The sequence below is a fragment of the Streptomyces sp. NPDC021622 genome (genome assembly GCF_040640795.1).
In the GTDB taxonomy this organism is placed as follows: domain Bacteria; phylum Actinomycetota; class Actinomycetes; order Streptomycetales; family Streptomycetaceae; genus Streptomyces.
This window is the reverse complement of record NZ_JBFACK010000008.1, coordinates 256,718-274,132: the sequence shown is the minus strand read 5'-3', so window position 1 is coordinate 274,132 and position 17,415 is coordinate 256,718. Positions and strand designations below refer to the sequence as shown.

Here is a 17,415-nt window from a genome sequence, read left to right as displayed (position 1 = left end):
CCCATCAACCGCAGAAATCTCCTCGGCGGACTGCTCGCCGCCGCGTCCGTGCCCGCGCTCGCCTCCTGCAGCGGCGGCATCACCTCCCTCGACGGCCAGGGCGCCGCCGGCGGGGGCGGCGGCTCCAGCAAGGACGGCGTGACGATCGGCACCGCCAACTTCACCGAGAACCAGGTCCTCGGCTACCTCTACGCCGCGGCCCTCGAAGCGGCCGGGGTGAAGACGAACGTCCGCCCCAACCTCGGCACCCGCGAGATCCTCATCCCCGCGCTCAAGGGCGGCGACATCGACCTGCTGCCCGAGTACCAGGGCGCGCTCCTGCACTACCTCGACCCCAAGGCGAAGGCCACCGAGGAGGGCGAGATGCAGAACGCCCTCGCCATGGCGCTGCCCCGCGGGCTGCAGATCCTCCCCTACGGGCGGGCCGAGGACTCCGACGCCTTCGCCGTCACGCGGGAGACCGCCGACGAGTACGGCCTCAGGTCCCTGGCCGATCTGGCAAAGCACAACGGCAAGCTCGTCATCGGCGCCGCCCCCGAGGTGAAGAAGCGCACCGTGGGCGCCGTCGGCCTCAAGGACGTCTACGGCGTGGAGTTCAAGGAGTTCAAGTCCCTTGATTCCTCGGGTCCGTTGGTGAAGGGCGCCCTGAAGAAGGGCGACGTGGACGTGGCGAACCTCTTCACCACCGACACCGACATCGCCGCCGAGAAGTGGGTCGTGCTCACCGACCCCAAGAACCTGATCCCCGGCCAGCACGTCGTCCCGCTCATCGCCGACCGCAAGGCCGACTCGACGGTGCGCAGGGCCCTCGCCCGCCTGGGGAGCGTACTGACGACCAAGCAACTCACCGAGCTGAACCGCCTGGTGGACAAGGACAAGAAGGACCCGGAGGACGTCGCGAACGACTGGGCGGCGCGCCTCGGCCTGACGAAGAAGTAACGCACGTACGGAAAACCGGACTTACAAAAAGCGGACTTACGAGGAAGCAGGGGAGTCGAGCGGCATGGCAGCTGAGGATCTGGTGGAGCGGCGCTCCATCGACGTCGTCCCCGACGACGAACGGCACGGCACCGCGTTCAGCCAGTTCACCCTCTGGCTCGGCGCCAATCTTCAGATCACCGCGGTCGTCACCGGCGCGCTCGCCGTCGTGTTCGGCGGCGACGTGGTGTGGTCGGTCGTCGGGCTCCTGCTCGGCAATCTGCTCGGCGGCGCGGTGATGGCCCTGCACTCGGCGCAAGGCCCGAAGCTGGGCCTGCCCCAGATGATCCAGTCCCGCGCCCAGTTCGGCGTGAAGGGCGCGGTCGTCCCGCTGCTCCTGGTCATCGTGATGTACGTCGGGTTCTTCGCGAGCGGCAGCGTCCTGGCCGGACAGGCCACGGCCGAGCTGACGCACACGAACGACACCACCGGCATCATCGTCTTCGCGGTGGTCACGGCGGTGACGGCGGCGGTCGGCTACCGCGTCATCCACACGCTCGGCCGGGTCGCGAGCGTGATCTGCGCGCTGGCCTTCGTCTACCTGGGCATCCGCCTCCTGGACCGCGTCGACCTCTCCGCGCTCCTCTCCGACGCGCACTTCGACCTGCCGATGTTCCTGCTCGCCGTCTCCCTCTCGGCGTCCTGGCAGCTGGCCTTCGGTCCTTACGTCGCGGACTACTCGCGCTATCTGCCGCGTGCGACGTCGGGCAAGGCGACCTTCTGGTGGACCCTTTCCGGGTCCGCGCTCGGCTCGCAGTGGTCGATGACGTTCGGTGTCCTCGTGGCGGCGACCGCGGGGGACGCGTTCCTCGCCAACCAGGTCGGATACGTCGTCGGCCTGGGCGGCACGGGCCTGATCGCATCGTTCCTGTACTTCGTGATCGCGCTGGGCAAGCTGACCATCAACGTGCTCAACACCTACGGCGGCTTCATGTCGATGGTGACCAGCGTCAGCGGCTTCCGCGGTCAGAAGGTCCTCTCGCAGCGCGGCCGGGCGGTGTACATCGCGCTGATCATGGTCGCGGGCACGGCGGTGGCGCTCCTCGGCAAGGACAGCTTCCTGACCTCGTTCAAGGACTTCCTGCTCTTCCTGCTGACGTTCTTCACGCCGTGGTCGGCGATCAACCTGGTCGACTACTACCTGATCTCGAAGGAGCGCTACGACATCCCGGCGCTCTCCGACCCTGCGGGACGGTACGGCGCATGGCGCTGGGACGCCCTCGTCGTCTACGGGGTGGGCCTGCTCGCCCAGCTCCCGTTCCTGGTCACGCACTTCTACACCGGCCCGCTGGTCGAGCCGCTCGGCGGCGCGGACGTGTCGTGGATCGTGGGCCTGGTCGTACCGGCGGTCCTGTACTGGCTGCTGGCCCGGCGCGGCGCCACCCTAGGGCTGAACCCCGATGAGAATGGGGGGATAGCCCCACTGCCAGAGGCATCCGAGCTGCGTACGGTAAAGAACCATGGAAGCCCGTGACGCCGAACTCAAGAAGGAACTCGACGCCACTCTGCACGCCCGCAGAGAGCTCGGCGAAGAGTATGAGTCCGCGCTGGTCGACTCGTTCCTCGGGAAGGTCGAGCAGCGCCTGGACGGCACCATCGACCGGCGGATGCGCCGGCACATGGCCGAGCAGCAGATGGTCGTCGCCCGCGGCTCCCGCGCGCCCGACAACGCGGTGGACTCATGGGGCGAGCGCTTCGGCTTCGGCGTCGTCTCACTGATCCTCGCGATACCCCTCTCGGCGATCGGCGTGGTCAACGCCGACCTGCCGGGCCTCTTCGTCACCTGGGCGGGCATCGTCGGGGTGAACGGGGTGCACGCGATGCGCGGCATGCGTTTTGGCCGCCGCGGGGACCGCGACGGCCGGAAGTCGGAGTGGGACGACTGAAGTTCATGCGCGGGGACCGCCGCACCCCCGGTTTCCCAGGGGGCGGGACGACGGCGGTCCCCGCGGGGGACGCGGGCCGGGTCAGGCCGGGCCTCGCGTCCGGGCGTTCAGAGGTCCGGGAGCCGCTCCGGAGTTCCTGTACGCCGACAACGACCAATGTGCCGGAGCCGTGTTAAGCGGGTGCTGCGCGGACGTGACGCGCTCGTACCACTTCCGCGAAGTTCGGCCCACGGCACACCCGGTGGCTACTGCCCCTGCTGCTCCGCGAGGAAAGCCAGCAGGTCCTGACGGCTCACCACACCCGTCGGCTTGCCCTCGACGAGCACGATCGCCGCGTCGGCCGCGCCGAGCACCGACATCAGGTCGCCGACCGGTTCGCCCGAGCCGACCTGCGGCAGCGGGTCGGACATGTGCTTCTCCAGCGGGTCGCCGAGCGAGGCGCGCTGCGCGAACAGGGCGTCCAGAAGCTCGCGTTCGACGACCGAGCCGATGACCTCCGCCGCCATCACGTCGGGGTGACCCGCGCCCGGCTTGACGATGGGCATCTGCGAGACGCCGTACTCACGCAGTACCTCGATGGCCTCGCCGACCGTCTCCTCCGGGTGCATGTGAACGAGCGAGGGCAGCTTGCCACCCTCCTTGCGGCTCAGTACGTCACCGACGCGAGGCTGGTCGCCGGCCTGCTCCAGGAACCCGTAGTCGTTCATCCACTCGTCGCTGAAGATCTTGCTCATGTAGCCACGGCCCGAGTCGGGGAGAAGCACGACCACCACATCGTCCGGGCCGAGCCGCTCGGCGACCCGCAGCGCCGCCACGACCGCCATGCCGCAGGAGCCGCCGACGAGCAGCCCCTCCTCCTTGGCCAGGCGCCGCGTCATCTGGAAGGAGTCCTTGTCGGACACCGCGATGATCTCGTCGGTCACATTGCGGTCGTACGCCGTCGGCCAGAAGTCCTCACCGACGCCCTCGACGAGATACGGCCGACCGGAGCCGCCGGAGTAGACCGACCCCTCGGGGTCGGCGCCGACGACCTTGACCTTGCCGCCGGACACCTCCTTCAGATATCCGCCGGTCCCCGAGATCGTGCCGCCGGTGCCGATGCCCGCCACGAAATGGGTGATCTTTCCTTCCGTCTGCTCCCACAGCTCAGGGCCGGTTGAGTGGTAGTGGGAGAGCGGATTGTTCGGGTTCGAGTACTGGTCGGGCTTCCAGGCACCGGGGGTCTCACGCACCAGGCGGTCGGAGACGTTGTAGTACGAGTCCGGGTGCTCCGGGTCGACGGCCGTGGGGCAGACGACGACGTCGGCGCCGTACGCCCGCAGCACATTGATCTTGTCCAGGGACACCTTGTCCGGGCACACAAAGATGCACTTGTAGCCCTTCTGCTGGGCCACGATCGCAAGGCCGACGCCGGTGTTACCCGAGGTCGGCTCGACGATCGTGCCGCCGGGCTTGAGCTCCCCGCTCTGTTCGGCCGCCTCGATCATGCGCAGTGCGATGCGGTCCTTCACCGACCCGCCGGGGTTGAAGTACTCGACCTTGGCCAGGACCGTGGCCTGAAGGCCCGCGGTCACGTTGTTGAGCCTCACCAGCGGGGTGTTGCCGACGAGACTGATCATCGAGTCGTGGAATTGCACCGTTGTCTCCGGGCTGCCATGTAGTGCGACGAATGGGTGTGTCGTAAGCGTAAGACTCCTGGTCGCCCGTTCACCTCCGATCACGATTGGCCGACCGCCCTTACGGGGCAATGAGTGGATGTACGGCGGTATGGCTACGAGGAGGTGGCTGCAGGGCATGTCGAGGGCGAGGGTGGCGCGGCGGATCGCCGCGGGCGCCGCGTACGGCGGCGGAGGCATCGGGCTGCTCGGCGCGGCGACCGTGGGGGTGGTCCTCGCCGAGGTGCAGCTGGCGAAGCGTTCGGTGGGCAACAACGGGGCGCATGCGGCGCCGCCACGGGCCGATGGGTTGTACGGCGGGGCGCTCGCGGAGCGGCAGGACGGCGCCGAGCCCTTGCGGTTCGCGATGTTCGGCGACTCGACGGCCGCGGGGCAGGGGGTGCACCGGGCCCGGCACACCCCGGGGGCGCTGCTCGCCTCGGGGCTCGCGGCGGTGGCGGAGCGTCCGGTGGAGCTGCGGAACGTGGCGCAGCCGGGGGCCCAGTCGGACGACCTGGACCGCCAGGTGTCCCTGATCCTCTCCGACCCCTCGGGCTGGATCCCGGACGTCTGCGTCATCATGATCGGCGCGAACGACGTGACGCACCGGATGCCGGCGACACGGTCGGTCCGCTACCTGGCGGCGGCGGTGCGGCGGCTGCGGACGGTCGGCGCGGAGGTGGTCGTCGGCACCTGCCCGGACCTCGGCACCGTGGAGAACGTCTACCAGCCCCTGCGCTGGATGGCCCGCCGGGTCTCGCGGCAGCTGGCGGCGGCGCAGACGATCGGCGTGGTGGAGCAGGCCGGCCGTACGGTCTCGCTCGGCGACCTCCTGGGCCCCGAGTTCGCGGCGAACCCGCGGGAGCTGTTCGGCCCCGACAACTACCACCCCTCCGCGGAGGGGTACGCGACGGCGGCCATGGCGGTCCTGCCGACCCTCTGCGCGGCGCTTGGCCTGTGGCCGGAGGAGGAGCGCCCCGACGTGTCCCGCCGGGAGGGCTTCCTGCCGGTGGCCCGCGCGGCGGCGCAGGCCGCGTCGGAGGGCGGCACGGAGGTCGCTGCCGCGATGCCTACGGGGCCACGCGGCCCCTGGGCCCTCCTGAAGCGCAGGCGGCGCCGCCGGATCCACACCCCGGATCCGTCTCCGCTGCCGAACTGACGCTGTTCACAATCTGCGGGCCCACTGTGGCTGATCGCGCAGTTCCCCGCGCCCCTGAAGGGGCGCGACCGCCTGCGCCCCCTTCAGGGGCGCGGGGAACTGCGCGCCAAGCCCCCACCGGCCCGCAGCCAGGAAACCGCCCCCCTCCGCCCAAGGCCCACGGCCTGAGCGGGCGCTTAGAAAAATGCGTTCCGCGTCACAGTCCCCGCCCGATGACCGACAGCGATACGTGCAGGTAACTTCCCAGAGAGCCCTGCCCCCTCGTCACAGGAGTGCCCTGATGCCCGAAGCCGTGATCGTCTCTGCCGCCCGCACCCCGATCGGTCGCGCCTTCAAGGGCTCGCTGAAGGATCTGCGCCCGGACGACCTGACCGCCACCATCATCGAGGCCGCCCTCGCCAAGGTCCCCGAGCTCGACCCGAAGCTGATCGACGACCTGATGCTCGGCTGTGGCCTGCCCGGCGGCGAGCAGGGGCACAACCTCGGCCGCATCGTCGCCGTACAGATGGGGATGGACCACCTCCCCGGCTGCACCATCACCCGCTACTGCTCGTCCTCCCTGCAGACGAGCCGCATGGCCCTGCACGCCATCAAGGCGGGCGAGGGCGACGTCTTCATCTCCGCGGGCGTCGAGATGGTCTCCCGCAGCATCAAGGGCTCCAGCGACGGCCTTCCCGACACCCACAACCCCCTCTTCGCCGACGCCGAGGCCCGCACCGAGGCCGTGTCCAAGTCGGAGGGCTCCTCCTGGCACGACCCGCGCGAGGACGGGCTGATCCCGGACGCGTACATCGCCATGGGGCAGACCGCCGAGAACCTGGCCCGCGCCAAGGGCGTCACCCGTCAGGACATGGACGAGTTCGGGGTCCGTTCGCAGAACCTCGCCGAGGAAGCCATCAAGAACGGCTTCTGGGAGCGCGAGATCACCCCCGTCACCACCCCTGACGGCACCGTCGTCAGCAAGGACGACGGCCCCCGCGCCGGCGTCACCGTCGAGGGCGTCTCGGGCCTCAAGCCCGTCTTCCGCCCCGACGGCCTCGTCACGGCCGGCAACTGCTGCCCGCTCAACGACGGCGCCGCCGCCCTGGTGATCATGAGCGACACCAAGGCCCGCGAGCTCGGCCTGACCCCGCTCGCCCGCATCGTCTCCACCGGCGTCACCGGCCTCTCCCCCGAGATCATGGGCCTCGGCCCGGTCGAGGCCAGCAAGCAGGCGCTTCTGCGCGCCGGGCTCACCGTCGACGACATCGACCTCTTCGAGATCAACGAGGCCTTCGCCGCCCAGGTGATCCCCTCCTACCGCGACCTGAACATCCCGCTCGACAAGCTGAACGTCAACGGCGGCGCCATCGCCGTCGGCCACCCCTTCGGCATGACCGGCGCCCGCATCACCGGCACGCTCATCAACTCCCTCCAGTTCCACGACAAGCAGTTCGGCCTGGAGACGATGTGCGTCGGCGGCGGCCAGGGCATGGCGATGGTCATCGAGCGCCTCAGCTGACCCTCTGGACCCCTGCGGATCCCCAGCGCCTCCATTGATTCGTGACTCAATCTCCCCCAGGATGTGACCTATCTCCTGGGGGAGATGCATATGCCCAGGTCAGAGCACATCTGTGGATAAACACCGGGCCAAAAGACCTGTCCAATTCGTGACGTAATGCACTGACAGGTGGATCGTGCAGGCTTCAAGCTGATGTAGGAAGTCGGGGGTCGACTTGAAACCGGGAGTACGTCAGTGAGCGCCATGCCTCTTGCCCTGCTGCTCTCCACGGCTGCCGCCACGGCCGTGGGCGCCGCCGCCCTGCACGCCGTGCACGGTCTGCGGAAGCAGATAACGGCCCTGCGCACCGAGCTGGCCCAGAGCCAAGCCGCGACGGGGCGCCCCATCGTGCCCGCGGCACGCACCACTCCGGACACCGACGAGATACGCGCGGCCGTGGCCGAAGCGCTCGCCGAGGAGCGGGAGCGCGAGCTCGCCGAGGCGCGGGCCTTCTGGGCCGCCCAGGAAGCCCGCGACGCGTCGGACGCGCCGTCCCTGCTCAGCGGTCTGCCGGGGCTCTCCGACATGGCCGACGAGCTGTTCCTGCCGCGCCAGGCGGATCTCGCGGGCATCGAGGCGGACAGCCTCGAGCCGGTGATCGAGCCCTACGCCGAGCAGAGCGACGAGTTCGCGGGCGACTCCCCCGAGCTGGCCGCGGCCCGCCGCAGGCACCCCTCGCACCCGGACTTCGTACCGGTCCAGACTCCCCACACGGACGGCCACGGCGACCACGAGCGCACGGTCGCCTGTCTGGAGGAGCTGGCCGGCGCCCGCACGGCGCTCGCCGACGTCCGACCGGGCCCGCTGGGCACCCTGGACGTCTATGTCTTCGCGGACGGCACGACGCTCTGTATGACGCCGGGCCACCGCGAGACCGCGGAGCAACTCGCCGACGCCCTGCGCGACGGCCACACCCCGGTCCTGCTCGGCGGCTCCGGAGTCTCCGGCGCCTACGCCCTCACGTTCGAGTGCGGCACCGAGAACGTCTACATCCTGGCCGACCGCGTCATCGCCTCGGTCTGACCGTCCCCCTGGTCTGAGGGTCCCCACCCCTCAGACCCCGCGCCGGGCGGCCTCAGACCGACGCGCGCTTCTGCGCCTTCTCCACCAGCGTCAGCGCTTCCGCCAACTGGCGCTCGTCCTCCAGTACGAGGGCCAGGTCCCGCCCCGCGACCGTGATCTGGTCGGCCGCCGCGAACATCCCGGCGTCCGGCATCTCCCGCGGCTCCTCGTCGGGCACCTCGATCCGCTGCGCCCACGCCGCCAATTCCCTGGCCAGAGCGAGCGCTTCGGCCGCCGCCCCCCGCTGCAGGCGACTCTGCGGGGCGGCCCGCAACCGATCGGCGAAATGGTCCACTGCGGCCGTCAAAGGCGTCGTATCAAGCACCCGGCGACCCTATGCGCCGAGACGGGACTGTTGCCAACGCCCCAACGCTCAGGCACGGTGGCGTGAAGGACGGAACACATCGCGACGCGTCCGGAGGCGCCGATGTCCCAAGTCTTCTCCGAGGAGACCCACCGCAATCTGCTCGCCCGCATCCCCCACTGCACCGGTCGTGAAGTCTCCGACTGGCTTCGCGCCGTGGACGAAGGCCCTTCTCTCTTCCGCTTCGAGGAGAAGGTCAGCTGGCTCCGCGCCGAACACAACCTCGCGTACGGCCATGCCAAGGCAATCATTCACGAGTACGACTTGCGGAGGGCCGCACGCAAGTTCCTCTGACCCCCTGTCCCCTCACACACACGGCGAAGGGCCCCGCGGAACATCTGTTCCGCGGGGCCCTTCGGCTGTCAGCTCTTGACCGACGTGCGTCAGTCGTTGCCCTGAAGGATGGCGATCAGGCGCAGGAACTCCAGGTAGATCCAGACCAGCGTCATCGTCAGACCGAACGCCGCGAGCCAGGCCTCTTCCTTCGGAGCGCCGTACGCGATGCCGTCCTCGACCTGCTTGAAGTCCAGGGCCAGGAAGCACGCGCCGAGCAGGATGCCGACGATGCCGAAGACGATGCCGAGGCCGCCGCTGCGGAAGCCGAGGCCGTCGCCGCCGCCGAAGACCGCGAACAGCAGGTTCACCGCGGTCAGCAGCAGGAAGCCCATCGCCGCGGCCATCACGAAGCCGTAGAAGCGACGGTTGACCCGGATCCAGCCCGCCTTGTAGGCGATGAGGACACCGATGAAGACCGCCATCGTGCCGAGCACGGCCTGCATGGCCGCGCCGCTCGCGATGCGGTTGTCGACGACGCTGGAGACGACGCCGAGGAAGACGCCTTCGAGCGCGGCGTACGTCAGGATCAGCGGGGGCGACGCCTTGCGCTTGAAGGCCTGGACGAGGCCGAGCACCATCGCGATGAGGCCCGCGCCGATCGCGATGCCGTAGGACTTGCTGATGTTCGCGTCGTCCACCGGCAGCAGCGCCCAGGCGAGCGCGGCGGTCACCACGAGGGTGCCGAGCGTCGTGGCCGTACGCATGACGACGTCGTCCATCGTCATGCGGCCCGCAGTGGTCACGGGCGCCTGCGGCGCGCCGTACTGCAGGTCCTGCTGGGCGTACGGGTTGGCCGCGTACGGGTTGGTGGGGGCCTGCTGGCCCGCGCCCGCGTACGGATTGCCCTGCGCGTACTGGGTCTGCGTACCGCCCGCGGGTCCCCCGGCCTGCGGCTGCTGGCCGAAGCCCGCGTAGCCGTTGTCGCGGCTGAACCCCCGTCGCGAGAAGACCGGGTTGCTGCTCCTCATCTCACTCCTCCATGGGCCACCGGGCGTGGCTTTTGCTCAAGAGTAATGCGTAGGCAAAAGGAAGACCCTAGTGCTTGGGGAGGATCTTTCCCTCCTTGTGACCAAGAACGACAGAGGAAGGGCCCTGTGTTCCCGCCGCGGCCGGGGTCCGGCGGCTGCGCCGGACGAGTGGCACCAGGGAGATCGCCACCGCACCGAGCACGGCGGCGACGGCGAACGTGGTGAATCCGAGGGACGCGTTTCCGCCGGAGACGACGGCGCCTCCCAGCCACGGCCCGACGACCGCGCCGGTCCGCCCGACGCCGGTGATCCACCCGAGCCCCGTGGCGCGCTGCGCCGGCGTGTAGACCGAGGGAGCAGACGCGTAAACCATGACCTGCGCCGAGAAGAGCCAGATGCCGGTGACGAAGACGATCACGTACGCGACACCGAGCGGCAACTCCGCCTTGAGCAGGAAGGCGCCGCAGGCGGTGAGCAGGAACCAGATCGCGGAGATCCGCATGGCGCCGAACCTGTCGGCGGCACGGCCTGCCACCAGCATGCCGATGATGCCGCCCGCGTTGATCACCATGAGGAAGGTGACGGAGGAGGAGAGCGAGTAGCCGGAGGCGCGCATCAGCTCGGGGAGCCAGGTGGAGACGCCGTAGACGAGGAGCAGTCCGGCGAAGGAGGCGATCCACAGGAGCGGGGTCGCGAGGCGCTGTCCCGGGGTGAAGAGGGATGCCACGGCGGAGAAGCGGCCCTTGGCGCCGGCCTCGGGGGCTTCGGCGAGGGTCGGCGACGGCAGCAGGTAGCGGGCGGCGACCGCCTCGGCCTCGCCGGTGCGGCCCTTGGCGAGGAGCACGCCGGGCGACTCGGGCAGCCACTTCAGTACGAGGGGGATGGCGACGACGGCGGGGATGACGCCCGCCCAGAAGACGACGCGCCAGCCGTGGTCGGGCCCGAGCGCGAGGCCGAGGCCCGTGGCCGCCATGCCGCCCGCGTGGTACGAGGTCATCATCAGGCCGGTGGCGAGCGCGGCCCTGCGCTTCGGCGCGAACTCGGCGACGATCGCGAGGCTGATCGGCATCAGACCGCCGAGCCCGAGCCCGGCGATGAAGCGTCCGGCGCCGAAGACGGCGGCGCTCGGCGCGAGCGCGCAGACCGCGGAGCCGAGCGAGAACAGCGCGACGCTGCCCGTGACCATCGGCTTGCGGCCGATCCAGTCGGTGAGCGTGCCGCAGCCGAGGGCGCCGATCAGCATGCCGAAGGTGGTCCAGGAGCCGATGGTGCCCGCGGTCGACGTGGTGAAGCCGAAGCCCTTGTCGTCGATGAGGTGCGGCATCACGGCGCCGTAGATGTTGACGTCCATGCCGTCGAAGAAGACGACGAGCCAGCACAGGGCTATGACGGGGGCGACGGATCTAAAGGTGCGCTCGGGGGCGGCGCTCTGGGGAGCGGTCACGGGGCTCTCACTTCTTTGTGGGACCTGGTGGGGACGGGGGTTTTCCAGGGGGTACGGCGGTGCGGGCTCAGTCGAGGGGGAAGCCCGTGTAGCCCTCCGCGAGGTCGGCCTCGGCCGAGCGCGCGGTGGTGATGCGGTCCAGCTGGGCGAGCTGGATGCGGTCGTCGAAGGGGGTGGCTTCGGGGCCGCGGTGGAGCATGGTCGTCATCGCGTACGAGAAGCGCTCGGCCTGCCAGACGCGGCGCAGGCAGGTCTCCGAGTACGCATCGAGGCGGGCGTCGGAGCCGGTCTCGCGGAGGTCGACGAGCGCGCGGGCGAAGGTGACGACGTCGCCGACGGCGAGGTTGAGGCCCTTGGCGCCGGTGGGCGGGACGATGTGCGCGGCGTCCCCGGCGAGGAAGACCCGGCCGTGCCGCATGGGCTCGTGGACGTAGCTGCGCATGGGCGTCACGGACTTGGCGGTGACGGGTCCGCGCTTCAGCGTCCAGGAGGGGTCGTCGGTCTCCAGGCGGCGGTCGAGCTCGTCCCAGATCTCCTCGTCGCCCCAGTCGGCGGCGTCCGTGTCCGCCGGAACCTGGAGGTACGCGCGCGTGACGGTCGGCGACCTCATGGAGAGCAGCGCAAAGCCGCGGTCGTGGCGGGCGTAGACCAACTCGTCGTGCGAGGGCGGCACATCGGCGAGGATGCCGAGCCAGCCGAAGGGGTACGTCCGCTCGAAGACCTGCGAAACATCGGCGGGCACGGCCTTGCGGGCCACGCCCCAGGAGCCGTCGCAGCCCACTACGTAGTCGCACTCCAGGAGGTCCTCGCGGCCCTGATGCCGGAAGCGGACGCGCGGATTCTCGCTCTCGGCGCCCTCGACGGCGAGCGCTTCCGCCTCGAAGAGCAGCGGTCCTCCGGCCGCGAGCTGGAGGGCTATGAGGTCCTTGCAGACCTCGGTCTGCGCGTACACCATCACGGACCGGCCGCCGGTCAGGGCGGGGAAGTCGACGCGGTGCCTGCGGCGGTCGAAGCGCAGCTCGATGCCGTCGTGCGGGATGCCTTCGCGGTCCATACGGGCAGCCACGCCGGCCTCTCGAAGGACATCCACGCTGCCCTGCTCCAGGATTCCGGCGCGCTGGCGCTGCTCCACGTAGGCGCGGTCCCGGGTCTCCAGGACGACGGAATCGATGCCGGCGTTGTGCAGCAGGCGGGCGAGGAGCAGTCCCGCGGGTCCGGCCCCGATGATTCCGACGGTGGTGCGCATCGATCGTTCCCTTCGCTTCCGAACCAGCCCGCTCGACTCGACTTGTTCGCCTGGTGAACTTTCGTTCATAATGTGCTGACGGGAGTCTCCGACCGGACCCAGCGGCTGTCAACGGTTGCGGGGCACCCATTTCGACGGCTTTCCACGGCCACGAGGAGCGGCGCCATGCCCGAAGAGTCCGTACGCCCCCTGGAGCGCGGCCTCGCGGTGCTGCGCGCCCTCGCGGCCGCGGACAGGGCCAGAGCGGGCGATCTGGTCCGCGCCACGGGCCTGGCCCGCTCGACCGTGGACCGGGTGGTGGCGACCCTGGCCCGGCTCGGATACGTACGCGAGAGCGGCCAGGAGCTGCAGCTCACCCCGCGCCTCATGGAGCTCGGCAACGCCTATCTGGCGGCCAGCGGCCTTACCGGCGAGGTGGCGGCGCGCACCGCACGGCTCGCGGACGAGCTGGACGAGTCGGTGTCCCTTGCCGTGCCGGACGGCGACGGCGTCCGCTTCGTCACGCAGGCCGCGCGCCGTCGCGCGATGTCCGTGGCCTTCCGCATCGGAGATCTGCTGCCCGCCGAACGGTGCGCTCCGGGCGCCCTGTTCGCCGCCGAGTGGGACGAGACGGGCTGGGCCGCGTGGCACGCGCGCGTGGCCGCCGATCCGGACGGCCATGCCTTCCCCGCGCTCCCGCCAGGGCCCGCGCCCCGCGTCCCCGGCCTCGCGGACCGCGTGACGCACTCGCGCGCCGCGGGGTGGGCCGTGGACGACCAGCTGATCGAACCGGGCCTGATCGCGACGGCGGTCCCGGTGCGCGACGCCGCGGGCCGCGTGCGGTACGCCCTGTCCGCGGTGAGCCACACCAGCAGACACACGGCGCAGGGCCTCGCGGAACTGGTCCTTCCGAGGCTGCGCGAGGAGGCGGCACACCTGGAAGCACTGCCGGCCGCCCCATCGCCGTACGAGGAAGGCGAGTTGACGCCCGATCAGACTCAGACTCAGACTCTCGAAACCGCCGACGCCAAGGCCGAGCTGGGCCCCGGCTTCCTCCAGTCGCTCGCCCGCGGCCTCGCCGTCCTGCGCGCGCTCGGCCGGGCCCGCGGCGACGGACTGCCGCTCACCGCGATCGCTGAGGCCTCCGGACTGCCGCGGGCCACGGCACGCCGCTGTCTGCACACCCTGGAACTCGAGGGGTATGCGGCGCACGACGGTCGCCTCTTCCGTCCGCTCCCCCGCATCCTGGAGCTCGGCTACGCCCGGCTCTCCCGCCTGGGCTTCGCCGAGATCGCCGAGCCGCATCTGCGCGAACTGACCGGCCGCGTCCACCAGTCGGCGTCGGTGACGGTGCTCGACGGCACGGAGATCCTGTACGTGGCGCGGGCGGCGACGGTCCGCGTGATGAGCGTCTACATCACGCTCGGCACGCGCTTCCCCGCCCACCCCACCGCAATGGGCCGCGTCCTGCTCGCGGGGCTCCCCGAGCGGGACCGCGCCCGTCTGCTGGCGGCCGAGCCGCCGAAGGCCCTCACCCGGCGCACGGTCACGGACCCGGCGGAGCTGCGGCGCATCCTCGACCGGGCCGCCGCCGACGGCTACGCCACCGCGGACGAGGAATTGGAGGAGGGCCTGCGCTCGGTCGCCGTACCGCTCAAGGGCGCGGACGGCCGCGTGGTCGCCGCCCTGAACGTGGCCCAGCACGCGGGCACCGCCCCGCTGAGCGAGACGGTCGATGCCCTGCTGCCGGCCCTGCGCGAGACCGCGGCGGCGATCGAGACCGACCTGCACACCGCGGCCCGCTTCAACTCCGTACGCATGCCCTGAGCGCTCCCGCACGGGGGCGGTGAAAGTGCCCCGAGCCGGGGTCGAACCGCCGATCAGCCGGTCGGCAACGGTACGGAATCGATGAGCGCCGCCCCCTGCACAACGCTGGATACCGAACGGTAATGTCGCGTCGCCGCCGGGAGGACAGAACCGGCGGGTGAGCGCGAAGGAGCCCTCATGGCGACGGACATGCACCCTGCGCATGCGGGCGGGGCGGCCGACGAGGCGGACCTCGACCGGTGGCAGCGCGCGTGGAGTCACCGCGAGGAACTGCTGCGGGTTGCCCGCCGCAGATCCATGAGCGCCGAGGACGCCGAGGACGCCGTGCACGAGGCGATGCTGCGCGCCGCCGAGCGTCCGCAGCTCGACGACGAGCGGCTCGGCGCCTGGCTGACGACGGTGACCATACGGCTGTGTGTCGACCGGTACCGGCAGGTCAGCCGCGAGGCCGAGGTGCGCAGCAGCCCCAAGCTGGTCGCGCCGGGCCAGGTGCCCGTCGACGACGCGGTGTGCGACCGGGCGGAGGCGCGGTGGCTGGCCGCGCGGAGCGGGGAGCTGCCCGCGCGGCAGGCGGAGGCGATCTGGCTCAAGTCCGAGGACCTGGACGTCGGTCAGGTCGCCAAGAAGATGGGCCTGAGCTACCGGACGGCCGAGTCGCTGCTCGCCAGGGCCCGGCGCACACTGCGCACGGCGCTTGCCGCGACCCTTGGGCTCGCCCTGTGGCTGTGCGGGCGCGGGCCGCGTCCGGGCGGGAGCGTGCAGGTGGTGGGCGTGGCCGCGACGGCGGCGACCCTCGCCGTGGCGGGGTTCGTCCTGCCGGGCGTCCTCGACGGGGACCGGCCAGGACCGGCGCGGCCCGCCCCTTCCGTCTCCTCCGTGTCCTCCGTGTCCTCCGTGTCCGACGGGGCCGATGACGCGCGGACTCCGGAGCGCGGGGCGGCGCCCTCGGACAGCTCCCGCCGGGCCCCGTCGACGACCACCCCCGGCACGGCGCAGGACGACGGCTCGCTGCCCGTGCTGCCTTCCCTGCCCGAGGTGCCGCTCCCGGCCCTGGAAACACTGCCCGCGGTGCCCTCCCCCGACGTCCCCGAGGTATCGGTCGAGCCGCCGGAGGTGTCCGTACCCACGGCCCCGAAGCTGCCCGCCGACGGCGTCACACAGGTCCCGTAGAAAAAACTTCGGTTTCTCCGCGACGGACGGGGCGCCCTTCCCCGTAGAGCAGATGAGAGAGCTGCTCACGGCGAAGGGTGAACCGGATGGGTGTCGAGATCTGCGTGGAAGGGCTGACCAAGTCCTTCGGCGACCAGGTCATCTGGCAGAACGTCTCGCTGACACTGCCCGCCGGAGAGGTCTCGGTCATGCTGGGCCCCTCGGGCACCGGCAAGTCGGTCTTCCTCAAGAGCCTCGTCGGACTGCTCAAGCCGGAGCGCGGGTCGATCCGGATCGCGGGCACGGACATCACCAAGCTCCGCGAGCACGACCTGTACGAGGTGCGGAAGCTGTTCGGCGTGCTGTTCCAGGACGGCGCCCTGTTCGGGTCGATGAACCTCTACGACAACATCGCCTTCCCGCTGCGCGAGCACACCCGTAAGCAGGAGAGCGCGATCAGGAAGATCGTGCTCGAAAAGATGGACATGGTCGGCCTGATCGGCGCCGAGGACAAGCTGCCCGGCGAAATATCCGGCGGGATGCGCAAACGGGCCGGTCTGGCACGGGCCCTGGTGCTCGATCCGGAGATCATTCTCTTCGACGAGCCCGACTCGGGCCTCGATCCGGTCCGGGTGGCCTACCTCAACCAGCTGATCGTCGACCTCAACGCGCAGATCGACGCGACCTTCCTGATCGTCACGCACGACATCGCGTCGGCCCGCCAGGTCCCCGACAACATCGGGCTGCTCTTCCGCCGTGAACTGGTGATGTTCGGCCCCCGCAAGCAGCTCCTGACCAGCAACGAGCCAGTCGTACGGCAGTTCCTGAACGGCCGGATGCAGGGGCCGATCGGCATGGCCGAGGAGAAGGACGCCGCCACGATGGCGCGCGAGGCGGTGCACTTCGGCAACGGCGGCGCCGCCGACAGCGTGGGCGTCGCCGAGATGACCCCGCGGCTCCTTCCGGGGCCCGGAATCGACCGCCCGCCCCGCTGGCAGGCGATCGCCGAGCACGAAGAGGCGCGAGAGGCTCAAGAGGTGAGCGGCGCATGAGTCTGTCGCCCAAGGGAGCGCTGCGGCACTCGGGCAGTCTCTTCGCGATGGGCCTTGACGTGCTGCGGACGCTGCCGCGACGCCCGTTCCAGGTACGGGAGTTCATCCAGCAGGCCTGGTTCATCGCGAGCGTCACGATCCTGCCCACCGCGCTCGTCTCCATCCCGTTCGGTGCGGTGATCGCGCTGCAGATCGGCAGCCTGACCCGGCAGCTGGGCGCGCAGTCGTTCTCGGGCGCCGCCTCGGTGCTCGCGGTGCTCAGGGAGGCCTCGCCGATCGTCACCGCGCTGCTCATCGCGGGGGCCGGCGGCACCGCCATCTGCGCGGATCTCGGGGCGCGCAAGATCCGCGAGGAGATCGACGCGATGCAGGTCCTCGGCATCGACCCGATCCACCGCCTCGTCGTGCCCAGGGTCCTCGCGTCGATGGTCGTCGCGGTGCTGCTCAACGGCCTGGTCTCGGTCGTCGGGGTGGCCGGCGGCTACTTCTTCAACGTGGTCCTGCAGAACGGCACTCCGGGCGCCTATCTGGCCTCGTTCACCACCCTCGCCCAGCTGTCCGACCTCTGGGCGGCGGAGCTCAAGGCCCTGGTCTTCGGCGCCATCGCCGCGATCGTCGCCTCGTACAAGGGGCTCACCGCCAAGGGCGGTCCCAAGGGCGTCGGTGACGCGGTGAACCAGGCCGTGGTCATCACCTTCATGTTGCTGTTCGTGACGAACTTCGTGATGACCGCCGTGTACTTCCAAATCGTCCCGCAGAGAGGGTAGTTG

At 70.6% G+C, this 17,415-nt stretch carries 16 protein-coding genes; 11 read left to right on the top strand and 5 right to left on the bottom strand.

Annotated elements, in window-relative coordinates; genetic code table 11:
• Positions 1-3: 3 nt before the first annotated feature.
• The 3 genes from AB0G47_RS18535 (at position 4) to AB0G47_RS18525 (ending at position 2,864) form a co-directional block, all read left to right on the top strand.
• Entirely contained in the window at positions 4-939 is a 936-nt protein-coding gene (locus AB0G47_RS18535) for an ABC transporter substrate-binding protein (protein WP_360770866.1), read from the top strand.
• A gap of 64 nt (positions 940-1,003) precedes the next feature.
• Complete coding sequence (locus tag AB0G47_RS18530; RefSeq protein WP_360770634.1) at positions 1,004-2,452, top strand: cytosine permease; 1,449 nt, start codon at positions 1,004-1,006, stop codon at positions 2,450-2,452.
• The gene (locus AB0G47_RS18525) at positions 2,439-2,864 is read left to right on the top strand and encodes a hypothetical protein (protein WP_360770631.1); all 426 of its coding nucleotides are present in this window, start codon (positions 2,439-2,441) and stop codon (positions 2,862-2,864) included. The genes AB0G47_RS18530 and AB0G47_RS18525 overlap by 14 nt, the downstream gene beginning before the upstream one ends.
• A gap of 245 nt (positions 2,865-3,109) precedes the next feature.
• Here the strand turns inward: AB0G47_RS18525 and AB0G47_RS18520 are convergent, their stop codons facing one another.
• Positions 3,110-4,501: a cystathionine beta-synthase gene (locus AB0G47_RS18520; protein ID WP_360770628.1), complete on the bottom strand. Its 1,392-nt coding sequence runs from the start codon at positions 4,499-4,501 to the stop codon at positions 3,110-3,112.
• Positions 4,502-4,658: 157 nt separating this feature from the next.
• Between AB0G47_RS18520 and AB0G47_RS18515 the strand changes: the two genes are divergently transcribed.
• The 3 genes from AB0G47_RS18515 (at position 4,659) to AB0G47_RS18505 (ending at position 8,241) form a co-directional block, all read left to right on the top strand.
• Positions 4,659-5,678 carry an SGNH/GDSL hydrolase family protein gene (locus tag AB0G47_RS18515; protein WP_360770626.1) on the top strand — a complete coding sequence of 340 codons (1,020 nt, stop codon included), beginning with the start codon at positions 4,659-4,661 and terminating at the stop codon, positions 5,676-5,678.
• Between the two features lie 280 nt (positions 5,679-5,958).
• A complete protein-coding gene (locus AB0G47_RS18510; protein ID WP_360770623.1) occupies positions 5,959-7,179 on the top strand; it encodes an acetyl-CoA C-acetyltransferase in 1,221 nt (406 codons plus the stop codon).
• Between the two features lie 243 nt (positions 7,180-7,422).
• The gene (locus AB0G47_RS18505; protein WP_360770863.1) at positions 7,423-8,241 is read left to right on the top strand and encodes a hypothetical protein; all 819 of its coding nucleotides are present in this window, start codon (positions 7,423-7,425) and stop codon (positions 8,239-8,241) included.
• A gap of 52 nt (positions 8,242-8,293) precedes the next feature.
• Here AB0G47_RS18505 and AB0G47_RS18500 read toward each other — a convergent pair whose 3' ends face one another.
• On the bottom strand, positions 8,294-8,605 hold the full coding sequence (locus AB0G47_RS18500) for a hypothetical protein (protein ID WP_360770620.1): 312 nt from the start codon (positions 8,603-8,605) through the stop codon (positions 8,294-8,296).
• 102 nt (positions 8,606-8,707) lie between these two features.
• Between AB0G47_RS18500 and AB0G47_RS18495 the strand changes: the two genes are divergently transcribed.
• Positions 8,708-8,938 (top strand): DUF4287 domain-containing protein, encoded by a 231-nt coding sequence (locus tag AB0G47_RS18495; RefSeq protein ID WP_055545457.1) that lies wholly within the window; start codon positions 8,708-8,710, stop codon positions 8,936-8,938.
• An 89-nt stretch (positions 8,939-9,027) separates the two neighbouring features.
• Here the strand turns inward: AB0G47_RS18495 and AB0G47_RS18490 are convergent, their stop codons facing one another.
• The 3 genes from AB0G47_RS18490 to AB0G47_RS18480 form a co-directional block, all read right to left on the bottom strand.
• Positions 9,028-9,948: a Bax inhibitor-1/YccA family protein gene (locus AB0G47_RS18490; RefSeq protein WP_360770616.1), complete on the bottom strand. Its 921-nt coding sequence runs from the start codon at positions 9,946-9,948 to the stop codon at positions 9,028-9,030.
• 67 nt (positions 9,949-10,015) lie between these two features.
• Complete coding sequence (locus tag AB0G47_RS18485; protein WP_360770613.1) at positions 10,016-11,392, bottom strand: aromatic acid/H+ symport family MFS transporter; 1,377 nt, start codon at positions 11,390-11,392, stop codon at positions 10,016-10,018.
• Between the two features lie 67 nt (positions 11,393-11,459).
• Complete coding sequence (locus AB0G47_RS18480) at positions 11,460-12,638, bottom strand: 4-hydroxybenzoate 3-monooxygenase (RefSeq protein WP_360770610.1); 1,179 nt, start codon at positions 12,636-12,638, stop codon at positions 11,460-11,462.
• Between the two features lie 165 nt (positions 12,639-12,803).
• Between AB0G47_RS18480 and AB0G47_RS18475 the strand changes: the two genes are divergently transcribed.
• The 4 genes from AB0G47_RS18475 (at position 12,804) to AB0G47_RS18460 (ending at position 17,412) form a co-directional block, all read left to right on the top strand.
• On the top strand, positions 12,804-14,444 hold the full coding sequence (locus tag AB0G47_RS18475) for an IclR family transcriptional regulator C-terminal domain-containing protein (protein ID WP_360770607.1): 1,641 nt from the start codon (positions 12,804-12,806) through the stop codon (positions 14,442-14,444).
• 177 nt (positions 14,445-14,621) lie between these two features.
• Positions 14,622-15,614 (top strand): sigma-70 family RNA polymerase sigma factor, encoded by a 993-nt coding sequence (locus AB0G47_RS18470; protein ID WP_360770605.1) that lies wholly within the window; start codon positions 14,622-14,624, stop codon positions 15,612-15,614.
• 86 nt (positions 15,615-15,700) lie between these two features.
• A complete protein-coding gene (locus tag AB0G47_RS18465; RefSeq protein ID WP_360770602.1) occupies positions 15,701-16,645 on the top strand; it encodes an ABC transporter ATP-binding protein in 945 nt (314 codons plus the stop codon).
• Positions 16,642-17,412, top strand: coding sequence for an ABC transporter permease (locus AB0G47_RS18460; protein WP_135330127.1), 771 nt, complete (start codon positions 16,642-16,644; stop codon positions 17,410-17,412). Before AB0G47_RS18465 ends, AB0G47_RS18460 begins: the two co-directional genes overlap by 4 nt.
• The last annotated feature ends 3 nt before the right edge of the window (positions 17,413-17,415 follow it).

Excerpts from the sequence above, each read along its gene's own strand:
- AB0G47_RS18475 (WP_360770607.1), top strand. The coding sequence starts at position 12,804 with ATGCCCGAAGAGTCCGTACGCCCCCTGGAGCGCGGCCTCGCGGTGCTG.
- AB0G47_RS18510 (WP_360770623.1), top strand. The coding sequence starts at position 5,959 with ATGCCCGAAGCCGTGATCGTCTCTGCCGCCCGCACCCCGATCGGTCGC.
- AB0G47_RS18525 (WP_360770631.1), top strand. The coding sequence starts at position 2,439 with ATGGAAGCCCGTGACGCCGAACTCAAGAAGGAACTCGACGCCACTCTG.
- AB0G47_RS18470 (WP_360770605.1), top strand. The coding sequence starts at position 14,622 with ATGGCGACGGACATGCACCCTGCGCATGCGGGCGGGGCGGCCGACGAG.
- AB0G47_RS18505 (WP_360770863.1), top strand. The coding sequence starts at position 7,423 with ATGCCTCTTGCCCTGCTGCTCTCCACGGCTGCCGCCACGGCCGTGGGC.
- AB0G47_RS18490 (WP_360770616.1), bottom strand. The coding sequence starts at position 9,948 with ATGAGGAGCAGCAACCCGGTCTTCTCGCGACGGGGGTTCAGCCGCGAC.
- AB0G47_RS18465 (WP_360770602.1), top strand. The coding sequence starts at position 15,701 with ATGGGTGTCGAGATCTGCGTGGAAGGGCTGACCAAGTCCTTCGGCGAC.
- AB0G47_RS18480 (WP_360770610.1), bottom strand. The coding sequence starts at position 12,638 with ATGCGCACCACCGTCGGAATCATCGGGGCCGGACCCGCGGGACTGCTC.
- AB0G47_RS18530 (WP_360770634.1), top strand. The coding sequence starts at position 1,004 with ATGGCAGCTGAGGATCTGGTGGAGCGGCGCTCCATCGACGTCGTCCCC.
- AB0G47_RS18495 (WP_055545457.1), top strand. The coding sequence starts at position 8,708 with ATGTCCCAAGTCTTCTCCGAGGAGACCCACCGCAATCTGCTCGCCCGC.
- AB0G47_RS18460 (WP_135330127.1), top strand. The coding sequence starts at position 16,642 with ATGAGTCTGTCGCCCAAGGGAGCGCTGCGGCACTCGGGCAGTCTCTTC.
- AB0G47_RS18515 (WP_360770626.1), top strand. The coding sequence starts at position 4,659 with ATGTCGAGGGCGAGGGTGGCGCGGCGGATCGCCGCGGGCGCCGCGTAC.